Source organism: Streptococcus parasanguinis (genome assembly GCF_032163505.1).
GTDB lineage: Bacteria > Bacillota > Bacilli > Lactobacillales > Streptococcaceae > Streptococcus > Streptococcus parasanguinis_V.
The window spans coordinates 1,384,817-1,403,631 of sequence record NZ_CP134147.1 but is presented as its reverse complement, the minus strand read 5'-3'; the positions used below and the strand labels follow the sequence as shown (position 1 = coordinate 1,403,631).

14 protein-coding genes are annotated in these 18,815 nt (G+C 41.1%); 7 read left to right on the top strand and 7 right to left on the bottom strand.

Annotation, left to right across the window (positions count from 1 at the left end):
• Nucleotides 1-5 precede the first annotated feature (5 nt).
• A complete protein-coding gene (gene lysS / locus RIN70_RS07110; protein WP_070674293.1) occupies nucleotides 6-1,496 on the top strand; it encodes a lysine--tRNA ligase in 1,491 nt (496 codons plus the stop codon).
• 302 nt (nucleotides 1,497-1,798) lie between these two features.
• Here lysS and RIN70_RS07105 read toward each other — a convergent pair whose 3' ends face one another.
• The 3 genes from RIN70_RS07105 to RIN70_RS07095 form a co-directional block, all read right to left on the bottom strand.
• Nucleotides 1,799-2,431: a histidine phosphatase family protein gene (locus tag RIN70_RS07105; protein ID WP_070674296.1), complete on the bottom strand. Its 633-nt coding sequence runs from the start codon at nucleotides 2,429-2,431 to the stop codon at nucleotides 1,799-1,801.
• Nucleotides 2,432-2,445: 14 nt separating this feature from the next.
• Complete coding sequence (locus RIN70_RS07100; RefSeq protein WP_129824056.1) at nucleotides 2,446-2,919, bottom strand: aminoacyl-tRNA deacylase; 474 nt, start codon at nucleotides 2,917-2,919, stop codon at nucleotides 2,446-2,448.
• A gap of 140 nt (nucleotides 2,920-3,059) precedes the next feature.
• On the bottom strand, nucleotides 3,060-3,935 hold the full coding sequence (locus RIN70_RS07095; RefSeq protein WP_070674302.1) for a GH25 family lysozyme: 876 nt from the start codon (nucleotides 3,933-3,935) through the stop codon (nucleotides 3,060-3,062).
• A 249-nt stretch (nucleotides 3,936-4,184) separates the two neighbouring features.
• On the opposite strand from RIN70_RS07095, the gene ftsW reads away from it, so the two are divergent.
• The 4 genes from ftsW (at nucleotide 4,185) to tpiA (ending at nucleotide 10,692) form a co-directional block, all read left to right on the top strand.
• Nucleotides 4,185-5,426: a cell division peptidoglycan polymerase FtsW gene (gene ftsW / locus RIN70_RS07090; RefSeq protein ID WP_313790497.1), complete on the top strand. Its 1,242-nt coding sequence runs from the start codon at nucleotides 4,185-4,187 to the stop codon at nucleotides 5,424-5,426.
• Between the two features lie 38 nt (nucleotides 5,427-5,464).
• Complete coding sequence (gene ppc, locus RIN70_RS07085; RefSeq protein WP_214259826.1) at nucleotides 5,465-8,290, top strand: phosphoenolpyruvate carboxylase; 2,826 nt, start codon at nucleotides 5,465-5,467, stop codon at nucleotides 8,288-8,290.
• A gap of 282 nt (nucleotides 8,291-8,572) precedes the next feature.
• The gene (gene tuf, locus RIN70_RS07080) at nucleotides 8,573-9,769 is read left to right on the top strand and encodes an elongation factor Tu (RefSeq protein ID WP_003008055.1); all 1,197 of its coding nucleotides are present in this window, start codon (nucleotides 8,573-8,575) and stop codon (nucleotides 9,767-9,769) included.
• A 164-nt stretch (nucleotides 9,770-9,933) separates the two neighbouring features.
• Nucleotides 9,934-10,692 carry a triose-phosphate isomerase gene (gene tpiA, locus RIN70_RS07075; RefSeq protein WP_003002560.1) on the top strand — a complete coding sequence of 253 codons (759 nt, stop codon included), beginning with the start codon at nucleotides 9,934-9,936 and terminating at the stop codon, nucleotides 10,690-10,692.
• 83 nt (nucleotides 10,693-10,775) lie between these two features.
• Here tpiA and RIN70_RS07070 read toward each other — a convergent pair whose 3' ends face one another.
• From RIN70_RS07070 to RIN70_RS07055, 4 genes are read right to left on the bottom strand one after another with little or no spacing between them, the layout of a single operon-like run.
• Nucleotides 10,776-12,011 (bottom strand): aminoacyltransferase, encoded by a 1,236-nt coding sequence (locus RIN70_RS07070; protein ID WP_313790496.1) that lies wholly within the window; start codon nucleotides 12,009-12,011, stop codon nucleotides 10,776-10,778.
• A 5-nt stretch (nucleotides 12,012-12,016) separates the two neighbouring features.
• A complete protein-coding gene (locus RIN70_RS07065; protein WP_313790495.1) occupies nucleotides 12,017-13,228 on the bottom strand; it encodes an aminoacyltransferase in 1,212 nt (403 codons plus the stop codon).
• 3 nt (nucleotides 13,229-13,231) lie between these two features.
• Entirely contained in the window at nucleotides 13,232-14,038 is an 807-nt protein-coding gene (gene yidA, locus RIN70_RS07060; protein ID WP_313790494.1) for a sugar-phosphatase, read from the bottom strand.
• Nucleotides 14,028-15,338: an HD domain-containing protein gene (locus RIN70_RS07055; RefSeq protein ID WP_155169455.1), complete on the bottom strand. Its 1,311-nt coding sequence runs from the start codon at nucleotides 15,336-15,338 to the stop codon at nucleotides 14,028-14,030. The genes yidA and RIN70_RS07055 overlap by 11 nt, the downstream gene beginning before the upstream one ends.
• A 115-nt stretch (nucleotides 15,339-15,453) precedes the next feature.
• Here RIN70_RS07055 and RIN70_RS07050 point away from each other — a divergent pair, with 115 nt between their 5' ends.
• On the top strand, nucleotides 15,454-15,837 hold the full coding sequence (locus RIN70_RS07050) for a YwiB family protein (protein ID WP_214259831.1): 384 nt from the start codon (nucleotides 15,454-15,456) through the stop codon (nucleotides 15,835-15,837).
• Between the two features lie 212 nt (nucleotides 15,838-16,049).
• A complete protein-coding gene (locus RIN70_RS07045; RefSeq protein WP_313790493.1) occupies nucleotides 16,050-18,734 on the top strand; it encodes a cation-translocating P-type ATPase in 2,685 nt (894 codons plus the stop codon).
• The last annotated feature ends 81 nt before the right edge of the window (nucleotides 18,735-18,815 follow it).

The window sequence follows — 18,815 nt, the reverse complement described above, 5'->3', positions numbered from 1 at the left end:
TCCAAATGACTACTGAACATATGGAAGAATTGAATGACCAGCAGATTGTCCGTCGTGAGAAAATGGCGGCCCTTCGTGAACAAGGAATCGATCCATTTGGGAAGCGATTCGAACGTACTGCAAATTCAGGTCAATTAAAAGAAAAATATTCAGAATTAGATAAAGAACAACTCCACGAATTGAACGAAACAGCAATTATTGCCGGTCGTCTCGTAACCAAACGTGGAAAAGGAAAGGTTGGCTTTGCCCATCTTCAAGACCGTGAAGGTCAAATTCAGATCTACGTTCGTAAGGACGCTGTTGGAGAAGAAAACTACGAGATCTTCAAAAAAGCAGACCTTGGTGATTTCCTTGGTGTTGAAGGGGAAATCATGCGCACAGACATGGGTGAACTTTCGATTAAAGCCACTCATATCACTCACTTGTCAAAAGCCCTTCGTCCTTTGCCTGAAAAATTCCACGGACTTTCAGATGTTGAAACCATCTATCGTAAACGTTATTTGGATTTGATTTCAAACCGTGAAAGCTTCGAACGCTTTGTAACTCGCTCAAAAATTATCTCTGAAATCCGTCGTTATTTAGATGGTCAAGGATTCCTTGAAGTGGAAACACCAGTGCTTCACAATGAAGCTGGTGGAGCATCTGCGCGTCCATTTATCACTCACCACAATGCGCAAAACATTGACATGGTGCTTCGTATCGCGACTGAGCTTCACTTGAAACGTTTGATTGTTGGTGGGATGGAACGCGTTTACGAAATCGGACGGATCTTCCGTAACGAAGGAATGGATGCCACTCACAATCCTGAATTTACTTCGATCGAAGTCTACCAAGCTTACGCTGACTTCCACGATATCATGGACTTAACAGAAGGCATTATCCAACATGCTGCGAAAGCGGTCCATGGTGATGGTCCAATCGACTACCAAGGAACAGAGATCAAAATCAATGAACCATTCAAACGGGTTCACATGGTTGATGCGATCAAAGAAATCACAGGTGTTGACTTCTGGCAAGACATGACCTTTGAAGAAGCTGTAGCACTGGCAAACGAAAAACACGTACCGGTTGAAAAACACTACACAGAAGTGGGACAAATTATCAATGCCTTCTTCGAAGAATTCGTTGAAGAAACCTTGACACAACCAACTTTTGTTTACGGTCACCCAGTAGCAGTATCTCCATTGGCTAAGAAAAATCCAGAAGACCCACGCTTCACTGACCGTTTCGAACTCTTCATCATGACCAAAGAGTATGCGAATGCCTTCACGGAATTGAATGATCCGATCGATCAATTGCAACGGTTTGAAGCGCAAGCGCGCGCGAAAGAATTGGGAGATGACGAAGCTACAGGCATCGACTATGACTATGTTGAAGCCCTCGAATATGGTATGCCACCAACAGGTGGTCTTGGAATTGGTATTGACCGTCTCGTTATGTTGTTGACCAATGTAACAACAATTCGCGACGTCCTTCTCTTCCCAACTATGAAATAAGCTAAAAGAAAACACTGATCTGATGATCAGTGTTTTTGAATGTATACAGACTATTGTTTTACATAAGACAACTAGATGATTTTCAAAAAATATCTACTATTTTTTTGTTATTTAAGAAGATTAAAAACTTTCCGCAGTGAGAAAAGTTCCTGAAACTAAATTGTTTCAGGAACTCGGGAGTTTTGGAGCCTTAGGTCCAAAACTAAGTCATGGAACTTCTTCGAAGTTCGCTGACGTCCGCATTCACCTAAGGAAAGTTTCTAAGTGAACTTTGCCTCTATTCTAAAACAATTATCTTGCAATCAGTGTTTTTTAGTCTCTAAATAAGAGGTATCATTCCAAGTTTCTAAGTAAAAGTGCTCAAAATCATCTGTTGTCAAAATGGTCACACTAGCATTGTTGAGGCCACCGTTTTTACGGAGTTCCTCTGGCTTATAGCCAAGTAGGCTCCGAATAGAAGCGGTTAAATTAGCCCCATGGCCAACGATTAGAATGGCCTCGCCAGACTGGTCTTTTAAACTTTTGATAAAATTTCCGGTCCGTTGGGTGGTTTCTTCAACGGATTCTGCTCCGAAAATATCGTGGTGAAACTTAGCTAAATTATGACGAAAGGCCTTCATTTCCTCCGGATAGAGAGCCTTCAACTCCACAATTTTTCTACCTTCTAACCTACCAAGCCGCCATTCCCGTAGAGCAGGAGTCTTTTGGAGGGAGATAGGATGTTGATTTTGCTCGAGAATGATTTGAGCAGTATGGACGGCTCTAGGCAAGTCACTTGAATAAGCTGCATCAAAGTATGTTTGAGATAAATGCTGGCCCAAGGCTTTTAACTGCTGGACGGAAGATTCTAAAAGCGGAGAGTCACCATTTGCCCCTTGGATACGTCCCTCCTCATTCCACTCAGTACGTCCGTGACGGACAAAATATAATTTCATATTGGTTTTATCCTTTACTCGACTAAGTCTTCGAAGCTAGCCTTGACAAAATCAGCTAAATCTTGCGCCTTGATTTGAATACTGTGACCAACTTCACCTGCAGAGACAATCATCTGATCTAGATCAAGGGCCGACTGGTCAATAAAAATAGGGTAGTTGTGTTTTTGTCGAATGCCAACAGGATTATTGGCTCCGTGGACATAGCCCGTCGTCTTTTCTAAGTCTTTTTGCGGAATCATACTAACTTTTTTATTGCCAGAGAGTTTGGCCAATTTTTTTTCTGACAAGTGGGCAGAGATGGGAACAATCCCGATGACAGGACCAGTTTTATCGCCTGTTAGAGCCAGTGTCTTAAAGATTTGATCGGTCGTAATCCCATCTGGAATGATTCCTTCAAGGGCGTTGATTTGTAAGCCTATGTGCTCAATTTTTGCTTTTGTTAAGATCTGCTCGACCAAGGTTTTTTTCACTTTATTTTTTTTTGCCATGGCTTTCTCCTTTTCGCTTTTTCTCTACAAAACCAGATTTCATTAGACCATTATAACATATAATAGTGGCAATATTGCCTTCTCCTGAAAAATAGAAAACAGCAGAAAAAGTGAAAGCCACTTGATCTGCTGTTTTAAGGCTATGAGGAAGAGTTATCTTTTTGTACCTTGAAAAGTTTCCGATAAATCGCTTCTTGGTCTTGCGTCGGAGCAATTTGGTTGAGATCCAAGTAGTGTGAGAATCCATTTAATTGCCCTTGAGAGGTATATTGATGCAAGTCGTATTCCGTGTTAGTATCTGGCGCGGCATTATAGTAGCCATCATCAAATCCATAAGTAGGAATCCAAAGAGCCGTAAATTTATCAGTGGAGATACTATGTTCTTCCATGAAGTAAGTTCCGATATAGAGTCCAATATTTTTTGCACCCAAAGCTTGTAGTTTTGCTCGGAAAGCTTCAACGCCTGCATTCATATCCTTCATGGTTTTTTCCTCAACGTCTAACCAATAGTAGGTCGGTTTGTAAGGAGAAGCAGCCTTGTAAAATTCCTCTGCTTCTTTTTCCATTTCTTTTTTATCCTTAGCAGCGACATAAGCATAGACTGCGACAGGGATATTTCGTTTTTGGAATTCTTGGATATGGGTTTTAAAAGATTTATCCAGACCATTTAAGTAGGTTGCTGCATTTTCCTTTTTAGCTTGAGCCCCACTATGGACACGTACGATTACACCTCCCACATTTTGGGAAAGGACATCGTAATCAATTTCACTAGGCAATTGCCAGCCTGAGATATCAATGATCGGACGGCCAACCAGTTCTGGATTGATGTCTTCTTCTTTTTGAGAAGAAGAGCTTGCAGTGGTTGTTTTTTTAGGTGTATTGGAGTTCGGAATCGTTTGGGTTGTTTCTTGTCGCTCTCTGGCTTGCAGATCGGCAATCGTTCGTGAAAGAACGAGAAAAGAAATGAAACCGATAAAAAAGACCAAGAGAACAACGGGTTTTATCCTTTTTCTCATACAGAAACATTTTACCGTAAAAAAAACGAAAAGGCAAAACTTAATGCTTAAAAGATGCTGATTTCAGCCATTATTTTCAAAAAAAAAGGAATCTTTTCATCGAAAAAGGATAAAAATATATGAAAATAAGAAGAATGATTAGAATATTTCTTGAAAATGGGGAAGAAGCCGAATCTTTTCTGGCCTTTCCTTGGTTTTGCTTCTTAAAAATGATATAATGAAGGTTGAATATTAGGAATATGGTGAATTATGAAAATTGAAAAAAGACATCTTTTAAATTATTCCATCCTCATTCCCTATTTGATTTTATCCATCATTGGCTTGATTGTTGTCTATTCGACAACAAGTGCCTTGGCAATTCAAAGTGGAGTGAGTTCGATTCGGATGGTCCGGACACAGGGGCTCTTTTTTATCCTAAGTCTCCTAACCATCGCCTTGATTTATAAATTTAGCCTAAACTTCCTTCGAAATAAAAAAGTGCTGGCTTTTGTCATTTTTATTGAAGTGATTTTGTTGATTCTGTCTAGGTTTATCACAGATACCGTCAATGGAGCTCACGGTTGGTTGACGATTCCTGGAGGGTTTAGTATCCAGCCGGCAGAATACCTCAAGGTGATCTTAGTCTGGTATCTAGCCTTGATCTTTTCTAAACGACAAGACGAGATACGCGATTATGATTATCAAGCCTTGACCCACAATGAATGGATTCCAAGGAATTTAAACGATTGGCGTTGGCTGACCTTGATTCTGATTGGAATCGTTGTGATTATGCCGGACTTGGGAAATGCGACGATCTTGGCCTTAACGGTCTTGATCATGATTACGGCTAGTGGAGTGGGCTATCGTTGGTTTACCTCTTTACTTGGTTTAGTTGTAGGAGCATCCACCATTGTCCTTGGTTCAATTTGGATTATCGGTGTGGACCGTGTCGCTAAAATTCCTGTCTTTGGTTATGTAGCCAAACGTTTTAGTGCCTTCTTTAACCCCTTTAATGACTTGTCTGGCGCAGGTCACCAATTAGCTAATTCTTACTATGCAATGAGTAACGGTGGTTGGTTTGGCTTGGGGCTAGGAAATTCCATTGAAAAACAAGGTTACTTACCAGAAGCGCACACAGACTTTGTGTTTGCGATCGTGATTGAAGAATTAGGTTTTGTTGGAGCTAGCTTGATCCTTGCTCTCCTATTTTTCTTAATTCTTCGGATCATTTTAGTCGGTATTCGAGCAAAGAATCCTTTTAATTCGATGATGGCCATTGGGATCGGTGGGATGATCTTAGTGCAAACCTTCATTAACATCGGAGGAATTTCTGGTTTGATTCCGTCTACAGGAGTGACCTTCCCCTTCTTATCCCAAGGGGGAAATAGCTTATGGGTCTTATCCGTAGCGATTGCTTTCGTTTTGAATATCGACGCTAGTGAAAAACGGGCCAAGATGGAACAAGAAGGCATGGTTTTTGAAAAAAAAGGTAAAATCAAACCTTATTATTAAAAGGGAATTGTTGAATGGCTATTCAAAAAGGAGAAAAAATGGTCTTACAAAAATTAGAGAATTTCACAAATAAAGATATTATCAAAGAAGAAGCCGAAATCTTAACCAATTTATTAGATGATATTACGAAAAATTTGGTTCGTCCGGAAACCTTTGATAAAATTAGGCAGTTGAAGGATCTATCAAAAACACAGAACTATCGTGAGTTAAATCAAATAGTGGAACAATTGACAAATGAAGAAATGACAGTGATTTCACGTTATTTTGCTATTTTACCACTCTTGATTAACATCTCAGAAGATGTCGATTTGGCCTATGAAATCAATCATTTGAATAACGTGGATGGTGAATACCTCGGAAAACTTTCTTCAACCATTAAAGAAGTTGCAAAAAATGAAGATGCACAGGAAATTCTTGAAAATCTCAATATTGTACCTGTTTTAACAGCCCATCCAACTCAAGTGCAACGAAAAACCATGCTGGATCTAACCAATCATATTCATGCTCTTCTTCGTCAGCATCGGGATGTTAAAGCTGGTTTAATGAATGAGAATAAGTGGTATAACAACCTTCGTTGTAATATCGAAATCATGATGCAAACGGATATGATTCGTGACAAAAAATTGAAGGTTACTAATGAAATTACCAATGTCATGGAATATTACAATAGCTCTTTCTTACAAGCTGTTCCAAACCTGATGTTGGAATACAAACGCTTGGCAAAAGAGCATGGATTAGAGCTTGAACAACCACGTCCGATCACAATGGGCATGTGGATTGGGGGAGACCGGGACGGGAATCCGTTTGTAACAGCTGAGACCTTGAAGCGTTCAGCGACTATCCAAAGTGAAGTCATTTTGAACTATTACATCGAAAAGATTTCTAAATTATACCGTCATTTCTCCCTTTCAACGAGTCTTTCTAAAACAAGTGAAGCAGTAGCTGAAATGGCAGCCCTATCAAGTGATACATCCGTCTTTCGTGAAAAAGAACCTTACCGTCGAGCTTTCCACTATATCCAGTCAAAATTGATCCAAACCTTGGTCAATTTAAAAGAATGGACGATGGTGGGAGAAACCAGAGAAGATCGATATGCTGTTGAGAGATTATTAGGAGCAAATGCTCATCAACAAGGGCCAGTTTCTGATTATATCGGCAATCGTATTTCTGGCGCTCTAAAGAAAATTTCTGAGAAAGAGTCTCCAGCTTATGCATCAGCTCAAGAATTTAAAGAAGACCTTGAAAAGATCAAAGATTCCTTGTTAGAAAACAAATCAGAGTATTTAATTTCTGGTGAGTTTGCAGAACTTCTAGAAGCCATCGATGTTTTTGGATTCTATCTCGCCTCTATTGATATGCGTCAGGATTCAAGTGTACATGAAGCCTGTGTGGCAGAATTGCTGAAATCAGCTGGAATTAATGACCATTATTCTGATTTATCAGAGGATGAAAAGTGTCAAGTTCTCTTGAAAGAACTTTTAGAAGACCCACGTATTTTATCAGCAACCCATGCTGAAAAATCTGAACTGCTTGAAAAAGAATTAGCGATTTTCCGAACGGCCCGTGAATTGAAGGATCGTTTAGGAGAAGAAGTCATTCGTCAAAACATCATTTCTCATGCAACAAGTGTGTCAGATATGTTGGAATTGGCTGTGATGTTGAAAGAAGTGGGCTTAGTTGATACGGAAAAAGCTCGCGTTCAAATCGTACCGTTGTTTGAAACGATCGAAGACTTGGATCACTCAGAAGAAACCATGAGAAGTTACTTGTCACTTCCAATCGCTAAACGTTGGATTGCTTCTAAGAACAACTACCAAGAGATTATGTTAGGTTACTCTGATTCCAACAAAGATGGTGGATACTTGTCTTCTTGTTGGACCCTCTTTAAAGCCCAACAACAATTGACCGCTATCGGAGACGAGTTTGGAGTGAAGATTACCTTCTTCCATGGTCGTGGCGGTACGGTTGGTCGTGGTGGAGGTCCTACTTATGAAGCCATCACTTCTCAACCATTGAAATCCATTAATGACCGTATCCGCTTAACCGAGCAAGGGGAAGTAATCGGCAATAAATATGGAAATAAAGATGCTGCCTACTACAACCTTGAGATGCTCGTCTCTGCAACCATTAACCGAATGATTGCCGAACAAAAGAGTCCATTCTCTATGTTTGATCGTTTCGGGGAAGTCATGGATAAAGTCGTGAACCGTAGTTACGATATCTATCGTGATTTGGTCTTTGGGAATGAGCACTTCTATGACTATTTCTTTGAATCAAGTCCGATCAAAGCAATTTCAAGCTTTAATATTGGTTCACGTCCAGCTGCTCGTAAGACCATTACAGAAATTGGTGGTTTACGTGCTATCCCATGGGTCTTCTCATGGTCACAAAGTCGGGTGATGTTCCCTGGTTGGTACGGAGTAGGTTCTAGCTTTAAGGAATTTATCGATGAGGATCCTGAGAATATCGAAACCCTTCGATACATGTATAAAAACTGGCCTTTCTTTCAATCTCTCTTGTCAAATGTGGACATGGTCTTATCCAAAGCCAACATGGACATTGCTTTTGAGTACGCCCAATTGTGTGAGGAAGAAGAAGTCCGCAATATCTATCAGATCATCTTACATGAATGGCAATTGACCAAGGACATCATCTTGATGATTGAGGAACAAGACGAGTTGCTCGCTGAGAACCCTTATCTGAAAGAAAGTTTGGATTATCGGATGCCGTACTTTAACGTCCTGAACTATATTCAGTTAGAATTGATTCGACGTCAACGGACCGGCCAATTACCAGCCGATCAAGACAAGCTGATCCATATTACGATCAATGGAGTGGCTACAGGATTACGAAATTCAGGTTAAAAAAATCGGAACGTCTGTTCCGATTTTTTTTTATTCCCTGAACCCAAAGGAGCAAAAGGTACGTAATGAGCTTGAATAAAAGATTTTAAATGAGAATTTTCAAAGCTAGATCAGGATCTTTCAGCAAGACGACAAAACAAAAGAAAAGAAGAGGAATAATTAAGAAAATATAGGTAAAAGGCTTGCAATTTTATCTAAAATTCGATAGAATAGTAAGGAAAGTTAGACTGTATTGCCTACTGTCTATCTATAAAATATATTTTATTGGAGGCTTTTACTCAAATGGCAAAAGAAAAATACGATCGTAGTAAACCGCACGTTAACATCGGTACAATCGGACACGTTGACCACGGTAAAACTACCCTAACTGCAGCAATCACAACTGTTTTGGCACGTCGCTTGCCTTCATCAGTTAACCAACCTAAAGACTATGCGTCTATCGATGCTGCTCCAGAAGAACGCGAACGCGGTATCACCATCAACACTGCACACGTTGAGTACGAAACTGCTAAACGTCACTACGCTCACATCGACGCTCCAGGACACGCGGACTACGTTAAAAACATGATCACTGGTGCCGCTCAAATGGACGGAGCTATCCTTGTAGTAGCTTCAACTGACGGACCAATGCCACAAACACGTGAACACATCCTTCTTTCACGTCAGGTTGGTGTTAAACACTTGATCGTCTTCATGAACAAAGTTGACTTGGTTGACGATGAAGAATTGCTTGAATTGGTTGAAATGGAAATCCGTGACCTTCTTTCAGAATACGATTTCCCAGGTGATGACCTTCCAGTTATCCAAGGTTCAGCTCTTAAAGCTCTTGAAGGTGACTCTAAATATGAAGACATCATCATGGAATTGATGGATACTGTTGATGAGTACATCCCAGAACCAGAACGCGATACTGACAAACCATTGCTTCTTCCAGTCGAAGACGTATTCTCAATCACTGGACGTGGTACAGTTGCTTCAGGACGTATCGACCGTGGTGTTGTTCGTGTCAACGACGAAATCGAAATCGTTGGTATCAAAGACGAAATCCAAAAAGCAGTTGTTACTGGTGTTGAAATGTTCCGTAAACAACTTGACGAAGGTCTTGCAGGGGATAACGTTGGTGTGCTTCTTCGTGGTATCCAACGTGATGAAATCGAACGTGGACAAGTTATCGCTAAACCAGGTTCAATCAACCCACACACTAAATTCAAAGGTGAAGTTTACATCCTTACTAAAGAAGAAGGTGGACGTCATACTCCATTCTTCAACAACTACCGTCCACAGTTCTACTTCCGTACAACTGACGTAACTGGATCTATCGAACTTCCAGCTGGAACTGAAATGGTAATGCCTGGTGATAACGTGACTATCGACGTTGAGTTGATCCACCCAATCGCCGTTGAACAAGGTACTACATTCTCAATCCGTGAAGGTGGACGTACTGTTGGTTCAGGTATGGTTACTGAAATCGAAGCTTAATTCGATCTAGTTCCCAGATTAACAATTATATAGACAGACAGAAAACCCCGTGAAGACGGGGTTTTTATTTTGGTAAAAAGTAAAATGAGCTTGTGCAACCTTTCATTATGACGAAAATTATGGTAAAATAGATAGTATAAAATTAGAAAAAAGAGGTATGTGAAATGTCACGTAAACCATTTATCGCTGGTAACTGGAAAATGAACAAAAATCCAGAAGAAGCAAAAGCATTCGTTGAAGCTGTAGCATCAAAACTTCCTTCAGCTGACCTTGTTGAAGCTGGTATCGCAGCTCCTGCAGTTGACTTGACAACTGTTCTTGCTGCTGCTAAAGGTTCAAACCTTAAAGTTGCTGCCCAAAACACTTACTTTGAAAATGCTGGTGCCTTCACAGGTGAAACTAGCCCACAAGTTTTGAAAGAAATCGGTACTGACTACGTTGTTATCGGTCACTCAGAACGTCGTGACTACTTCCACGAAACTGATGAAGATATCAACAAAAAAGCTAAAGCAATCTTTGCGAATGGTATGCTTCCAATCATCTGTTGTGGTGAAAGCCTTGAAACTTACGAAGCTGGTAAAGCAGCAGAATTCGTAGGTGCTCAAGTTTCAGCTGCTCTTGCTGGATTGACTGCAGAACAAGTCGCTTCAACAGTAATCGCATACGAACCAATCTGGGCGATCGGTACTGGTAAATCAGCTTCACAAGACGACGCACAAAAAATGTGTAAAGTTGTTCGTGACGTTGTAGCTGCTGACTTTGGTCAAGAAGTGGCTGACAAAGTACGTGTTCAATACGGTGGTTCAGTGAAACCTGAAAACGTTGCTGAATACATGGCTTGTCCAGACGTTGATGGAGCTCTTGTGGGTGGTGCATCACTTGATCCAGAAAGCTTCTTGGCATTGCTTGACTTCGTTAAATAATAACATCTAAAAGGCGAGAGATTTCTCGTCTTTTTTGTCTTTTTTATAGTAGAAAAGACCAGCTTCAAAGCTGGTCTTTTGAGTTAGGAACGTCCTAATAGTTTCTTAATGAGAGAAATCAGTTTGTATTTCAGAGGACTTGGGTAATAACGGAAGGTCCCCATCTTACGGACGATGTAGCCGTTGAAGTTTTGTTTGAAACGAAGCACACCGTCTGAGCCGTCGAAGACCCCTTGAATACCAAGGAAGTTATATCTTGGGATACCACGTTTGATGGTTTCAAGCATCATATATTCTTGAAGAACAGCAGGAGCATAGAACTTATTAAATTCTGTATAAGAGCCACTGAATAAATAGGTGGATTCTTGTGGCAGATAGACGAAGAGGCTTCCTGCAAGAATGACGTCTTGATCTCCATATTTTTCTATATATTCTTTCGCTTCCTTCTTTCTCACCTCAAAGGTATCAAACTGGCTAGAGAATTCACGAAGTTGATTTTGTTTTTTCTCTGAATGTGGGTTGACTTCAAGATCTTTCTGTAATTTCTCAATCTTCTGTGCTAGTTTTCCTTGGTCTTTTTCAAGATTCGTGTAGTAATGGTGGAAGTTCAGTGTTGCGATCATGAAATCTGCATTGTCGCCAAAACTGTCATAGAAAGTTTGGTAATAATCCAAGGTCTTATCCTGATAGTCGCGACGGTCACTGGTAGAGGAAGTAATATCCTTAAAGAGTTGCAGTTCATCTCGGTTTAATCGTTTCAGTTCAATACCGAAAGATTTGGCTTTCTTGACAAGTGGCTTTCCTTTTTTACTGAAGCTCGTAAGAAGATTTTTTTCGGTGATGCCCTCCATGTCTTTTACATAATGCCAATCAGGTTCTCCTCCTGGATAACCTGTTGTTAAACCATCATGCTGATAGCCTAATTTTTTAAGGGTATCCATAAAATGGGTTTGTTCTTCACTGGTTGGATTGCCGTCACTGTCAAAGGTTTGATAGGTATCATAGGGCTTAATAACGAGTTCAATAGCCCCATTCTCTTTCGCATAGTCTTTTAAAGCTGCATAGAAGGGTTCTAGCATAGTCTCCTCTTGGTAAAGAGGACCAGAATTGATTTCCATATGGAGACCACCCGTCATAGGAAGACTGTACAAGATCGCTGCCACTTGGACTTGATGTTCTTGTTTCCAAGCGATAAATTGGACCGTGTTTCCTCGCTTTTCAAGCAGATCTGCCATTTCAGCAGACTGGATAAAAGAGCGATGGGAGACAGTATTTGCAAATGAGGTAAATTCTTCTTTTGAAATTGTCGTAAGAGTCATGTAACTTATTTACTCCTTAATTTTTTCCGGATCTTGTAGACTTTGTTTACAAGTGGATAGAGTAGACTGGTTGGGAGGTTAAATTCCCCAACAAATTCTTCAATGACAGGATTAAATTTAGATTTGAAATGATAGAGACCACCATCGAGTGAATTTTCAATGCCCCCCATATTTTGCCAAGAAGCATCACGATCAAAAGCGTGTTGGGCAGTTTCATACCAGGTGAGGATAGCAGGTTGGTAACGGCGGAATTCTTCATCCATCCCTGCATAAACATTTTCAGACGTTCCACCGAATTCAAGGGTTAAGGTCCCAGATAAAGGAACGACCTGTTTACCTGCTTGGAGATGCTGTTCAAGAAATTGCAGTTCTTCCTCTATCCGCTCTTTTTCTTTTTGATTATTGTCAACCTTGCCAGGCTTTGTTTTTTCTGTGAATTTTTCAGCCTCAGCCTTGTTTTTTTCAAGATCTTTTATAAGGGAGCTTTTCCGTTTTTCGAGATCTAGAGTAGACAAAGTAATGTAGGATTGTCCTTGGTAGGTTGTGAGTAGTTTTTCGTAGTAGTCTTTTCCACGCAAATGAATGCTTTTACGAGCTTCAGTCTTTTTCATGAGAGAAGCAAAGTCCTCTAACAATTCGGTTCCGCCAAATTGGACTTGGATCCCTTTGTTTCGAGCAGTTCGGATGGCTTGTCGAGTAGATTTTGAAAGATCTTGCTCGATGAAAAACTCTTTGTGGATATTCGCTTGAAAGCGTGGTTGGATATTTTCTGCCATATCACTGGTTCGGCCAGTCCATTCAACCCCTTCTTTAGTTAAGGTGTCGATCACCGCTTGCACGGCAGGAGCTTCCGTCTGTTCTTGTCCAATCAAGTGTTTACTCAAGAAAAGACTTGGATCAAATTTCACAAACAAAGCCTTGTATTGTTTGGCAATTTTTTTAAGGGACTGGATCACAAATGAAACCAGCTCTTTGTTTTGGTAATCCATGATCGGGCCTCGAGGAATGTAGAGCATGGAAAAGCCAAGTGGTAGGGGTTGAATCAAGATGCTTGCAACAGCGACTAATTGGTCTTCTTGATAAAAACCAACCCGTTCATTTCCCCAATTATCTTTGATTTTTGCCCATGAGCTGCTTTGTAAGAGATTGGTTTGGTCACTCTGAATAACAAAGTCATCATGCTCACTAGCAGAAATTCCTAGCTGGTAATGGTACATTTCTTATAATACCCACTTTCTAATGGCGTATGCAACGCCAGATTCATCATTTGATTTGGTGATAGTTGTAGCAATTTTTTTAAGAGCTGGATTGCCATTCTCCATAACGACGGCATGTCCCACGACTTCTAGCATGGAACGGTCATTTTCCTCATCTCCGATGGCCATGGTTTCTTCTTGCTGGATTCCAAGTCGTTCAGCTAGATGAAGAACAGCTGATCCCTTATTGGTTGTTTTCCTTAGAATTTCTAAATAAAAAGGAGCTGATTTGACCATCGTGAAGCGATCCTTAAATTCTTTAGGGATTTTTGCAATCGCAGCATCTAGAATATCTGGTTCATCGATATACATGGCCTTGACAAATTCTTTCTCACGAACTTCTTCAGGCGTCCGGTAATAAAGGGGCATATTGACCAGTTGAGATTCATGAATGGTGTAGCGTCCGATATCGCGATTGCTGGTATAGATGCCGTCTTTAGTAATAGCATGAGAGTGGATTTGGAGTTTGTTAGCAAGAGCCTCGATATCGAGATAGTCCTCATAATGTAAAAGGTCTTTGATGAGTTCTTTTCCAGTAGCGGTTTCTTGAACCAGACCGCCATTAAAGGTAATGACATAGTCTCCAGGATCCATCAAATGGAGTTCTTTTAAAAGTTTTGAGACCCCTGCGATAGGACGACCTGTTGTGATAACGATTTTAACACCTGCGGCTTTAGCATCTTGAATGGCTTCAAATACGGAAGGTGTGATTTCTTTCTTTGAATTAAGAAGTGTACCGTCGATATCGATCGCAACTAATTTAATGGACATCCGTCTCACCTGTAAAATAATCATTGGTGATATAGGAAGTGAATTCCTCTACTTGCTTACTGAAAAGTCCATTAACCTCCAGCATTTCTTTTGGGAAATAGAAGCGGTTGTCCCCATAGCGAGTTCCTGCTAAAGCAGCGACGAGTGGAGACAACTGAGACAATTCAGCGAGACTCCCATCTTTTCGGATCATCTCGATCTGGGTCCGCGGTTTTTCAAGCTCTGGTCGATAAATATCGTAGGGCAGGTCAAAATTTTGATGAATAGCTGTGTAGTAGGTTGGATTAAACCCAACCTCTTTAATCAGTTTTTCAAGGATTACTAAGTCTTTTCGCTTATCTTCTGTAAATAGAATCGATTTAAAGACTTTCCGATTAATATAGCGCTGAGCAAGATCAGACAAGATGGTATCCGGACTATCCATCCAGACTTGGAAATAGGTATTCATCACACCGTCATCTAGGTTTAGGTAGTCTTGAATGGTGACCTCTTCTTCAAAAAATGGAATCAAGCGAGGTGAAGTCAGTTGAAAATACTCTTTCTGATCTGGATAAATGGTTCTAGCGCGTTTGAGTAGATTTTGAAGGAGGACTTCCATGGCACGAGTAGCCGGGTGGAAGTAGACCTGCATATACATTTGGTAACGGCTGACCACGTAATCCTCGACAGCGTGCATGCCATTTTGTTGGAAGGCAATGCCATTTTCAATCGGTCGAATGACGCGCAAAATACGGGTCAAGTCAAATTTTCCATAGGAAGCACCCGTAAAGTAGGCATCCCGCAGTAAATAATCCATCCGGTCCACATCAATTTGACTAGAAATCAATTGCACCACTTGTTTATTGGGGTAGGTATGATCAATGACGCTGGCTACACGATTTGGGAAATCAGGAGCTACCTGTAAGAGGATCTGATTGACCTCTGTCTCTGGACTGGTGATGATCAGCTGGGTCATTTTTTCATGATCGGTCCCAAACAGTCCTTCGAAGGTATGAGAATAAGCACCATGTCCAATGTCATGAAGAAGGGCGGCTGTCATGGTCAGTAAGTTTTCATCAGAATTCCATTGCTCTGCATACTTTTCCTCAAAAATGGACAGAATCCGTCTTGAAATTTCATAGGCGCCAAGACAGTGAGAAAAACGACTATGTTCCCCACCGTGGAAGGTAAAACCAGATGTCCCCAGTTGTTTGATGCGGCGTAGTCGTTGAAATTCTTTACTATTAATTAATTGATAAATGATGGGATGATCCACATGAACGTAATCATGAACGGGATCGCGAAAGACTTTTTCATTCATGGGTCTATTATAGCAAAAAAAAGCCTATTTTGCGATCTAGAGGCTAATAGGGGCAGTCAAAATGCGTAAAATTTGATAGAATAGTAAGGCAAGAAAAGAAGAGAAGGAGACAAAGATGCAGATTCGCATTCAAAATACCATTCGATTTGGAGAAGAAATGGAAATCGTTGATCAGTACTATCAAGGTGAATGGAAGGAAAAAGCAGGTTTTCAATATCTCTTGTATACCAATGAAGAAGATGAAAAGGTTGCTTTGAAATTTTCCAATGATGAATTGGTCATGACACGATTCTCAAGTCCTAAATCCATCATGCGTTTCTACAAAAATGAAGATGGTGGGGCAATCATCCCAACTCCGATGGGCATTCAGCAGTTTTTGATTACAACAGACCTCTTTCAATTAGAAGCAGGTCATTTGCAAATTTCTTATCGCTTGTTAACACTCGATGGAGAACAGGAATTTGCCAATTATCAATTACTGGTGGAATGGGAAGAATAGACCTCATTAAATTATTAGAGATCCCGCTTGCTTTATTCTATAAAAATGGTATAATAAAACCACTCAAGGGAGTAGCTGGCGGTTTTCCGCGATAGTGTCGTCATTACGAAATTATTTCCGGCACTATATTAAACGGCGAGACTTGTTTTTTCAAACAGGTCTCTTTTTTGTGCAAAAGAGACCTAGTAGAAAGCTATAAGGAGGAAATTATTTTGTCAAAAGAACAAAATAAAGCTTTGTTTTATACACAGAGTAAAGAAGAAGTTCTAAAGGAGTTGGACTCTTCAATTGAAGGCTTGTCAACTGCTCAAGCTCAAGAACGTTTGGCGACTTATGGTCATAATGAACTGGACGAAGGTGAAAAACGTAGCCTCTTGTCTAAGTTTATCGATCAGTTTAAAGATTTGATGATCATCATCTTGCTGATCGCCGCAGCTCTCTCTGTGATTACAGAAGGAATGGACGGCTTTACAGATGCCATGATCATCTTAGCCGTTGTTGTTTTGAACGCAGCCTTTGGTGTCTACCAAGAAGGACAAGCAGAAGCAGCTATCGAAGCACTGAAAAACATGTCTAGTCCATTAGCGCGTGTCCGCCGTGATGGTCACGTGATTGAAATTGATTCCAAAGAATTGGTCCCGGGTGATATCGTTCTTCTGGAAGCTGGAGATGTGGTTCCTGCTGATATGCGCTTGTTGGAAGCAGCTTCTCTTAAGATCGAAGAAGCAGCTCTTACAGGGGAGTCTGTGCCAGTAGAAAAAGATGTGACAGGACTTGTTGAAGCAGATGCTGGTATCGGGGATCGTGTTAACATGGGTTATCAAAACTCAAACGTAACCTATGGTCGTGGTATAGGGGTCGTGACCAACACGGGTATGTATACAGAAGTTGGTAAGATTGCAGATATGTTGGCTAATGCCGATGAGACTGAAACACCATTGAAGCAAAGCTTGGAACAACTCTCTAAAGCCTTGACTTACTTAATTGTTGTGATTGCGGTCATTACTTTCTTAGTTGGTGTCTTCGTTCGTGGAGAGCATCCATTGGAAGGCTTGATGGTTGCGGTAGCCCTTGCGGTTGCGGCCATTCCAGAAGGACTTCCTGCCATTGTAACCATCGTTCTTTCTTTGGGAACAACAACCCTTGCCAAACGCAATTCGATTGTTCGTAAATTGCCAGCCGTTGAAACACTTGGTTCAACAGAAATCATCGCATCTGATAAAACAGGTACTTTGACCATGAACCAAATGACGGTTGAAAAAGTCTATACCAACGGTCAATTACAAAGTGCAGCAACCGAAATTGGAGCAAGCAACAATACGCTTCGCATCATGAACTTTGCCAATGATACCAAGGTGGATCCATCTGGCAAGTTGATTGGGGACCCAACAGAGACTGCTTTGGTACAGTTTGGTTTGGACCACAACTTTGACGTTCGTGAAGTCTTGAAGGATGAGCCTCGTGTGGCTGAATTGCCATTTGACTCTGATCGTAAACTCATGTCTACCATCCACAAGGAAGCAGATGGTTCATACTTTATCGCTGTCAAGGGTGCGCCTGACCAATTGCTTAAACGTGTGACGCGTATTGAAGTCAATGGGGAAGTTCGTCCTATCACGGATGAAGATAAGAAAGCTATCCTTGCTACCAACAAAGACTTGGCTAAACAAGCCCTTCGTGTCTTGATGATGGCTTATAAGACAAGCAAGGAAATTCCAACTTTGGAGTCTGAAATTGTTGAGTCTGACCTGATCTTCTCTGGTTTGGTCGGCATGATTGACCCTGAGCGTCCAGAAGCAGCAGAAGCTGTCCGTGTCGCTAAGGAAGCGGGTATCCGTCCGATCATGATCACGGGTGACCACCAAGATACAGCAGAGGCGATTGCTAAACGTCTTGGAATCATCGATCCAAATGATACAGAAGACCATGTCTTCACAGGGGCTGAGTTGAACGAACTCTCTGACGAAGAATTCCAAAAAGTATTCAAACAATACTCTGTCTATGCGCGTGTATCACCTGAACACAAGGTTCGGATCGTGAAAGCTTGGCAAAATGAAGGAAAAGTTGTTGCCATGACAGGGGATGGGGTCAACGATGCACCATCACTTAAGACAGCTGATATCGGTATCGGTATGGGGATTACAGGTACAGAAGTTTCTAAGGGAGCTTCAGACATGGTCCTTGCAGATGATAACTTTGCAACCATTATCGTAGCGGTAGAAGAAGGACGTAAGGTCTTCTCCAATATCCAAAAATCTATCCAATACCTCTTGTCTGCCAATATGGCTGAGGTCTTCACCATCTTCTTTGCAACCCTCTTTGGTTGGGATGTGTTGCAACCAGTACATCTTCTCTGGATTAACCTGGTAACCGATACTCTTCCAGCCATCGCTCTTGGTGTGGAACCAGCTGAGCCAGGTGTTATGACCCACAAACCTCGTGGACGTAAATCTAACTTCTTTGACGGTGGGGTCTTCGGAGCCATTCTTTATCAAGGAATCTTCCAAACCATGCTAGTTCTTGGTGTTTATGGCTGGGCCTTACTCTCTCCAGAACATGCGACTCGTGCCGAAATCCATGCAGATGCTTTGACCATGGCCTTTGCAACTCTTGGTTTGATCCAATTGCTCCATGCCTTTAACGTTAAATCGGTTTACCAATCCATCTTTAAAGTGGGACTCTTCAAGAACAAGACCTTTAACTGGTCGATTCCAGTTGCCTTTGTTCTCTTGATGGCGACCATTATTGTCCCTGGATTTAACAAACTCTTCCATGTGTCTCATTTAAGCTTGACACAATGGTTAGCTGTTATGATTGGTTCGCTCTTGATTGTTGTTCTCGTTGAGATTGTCAAAGCCGTTCAACGTGCACTTGGAAAAGATAAAAATGCCATTTAAGCATAAAAAAAAAGTCATCTTCGGATGGCTTTTTTGCGGGCAAAATAGACTGGGCATATTTCTTGAGGTACGTGTGGATTT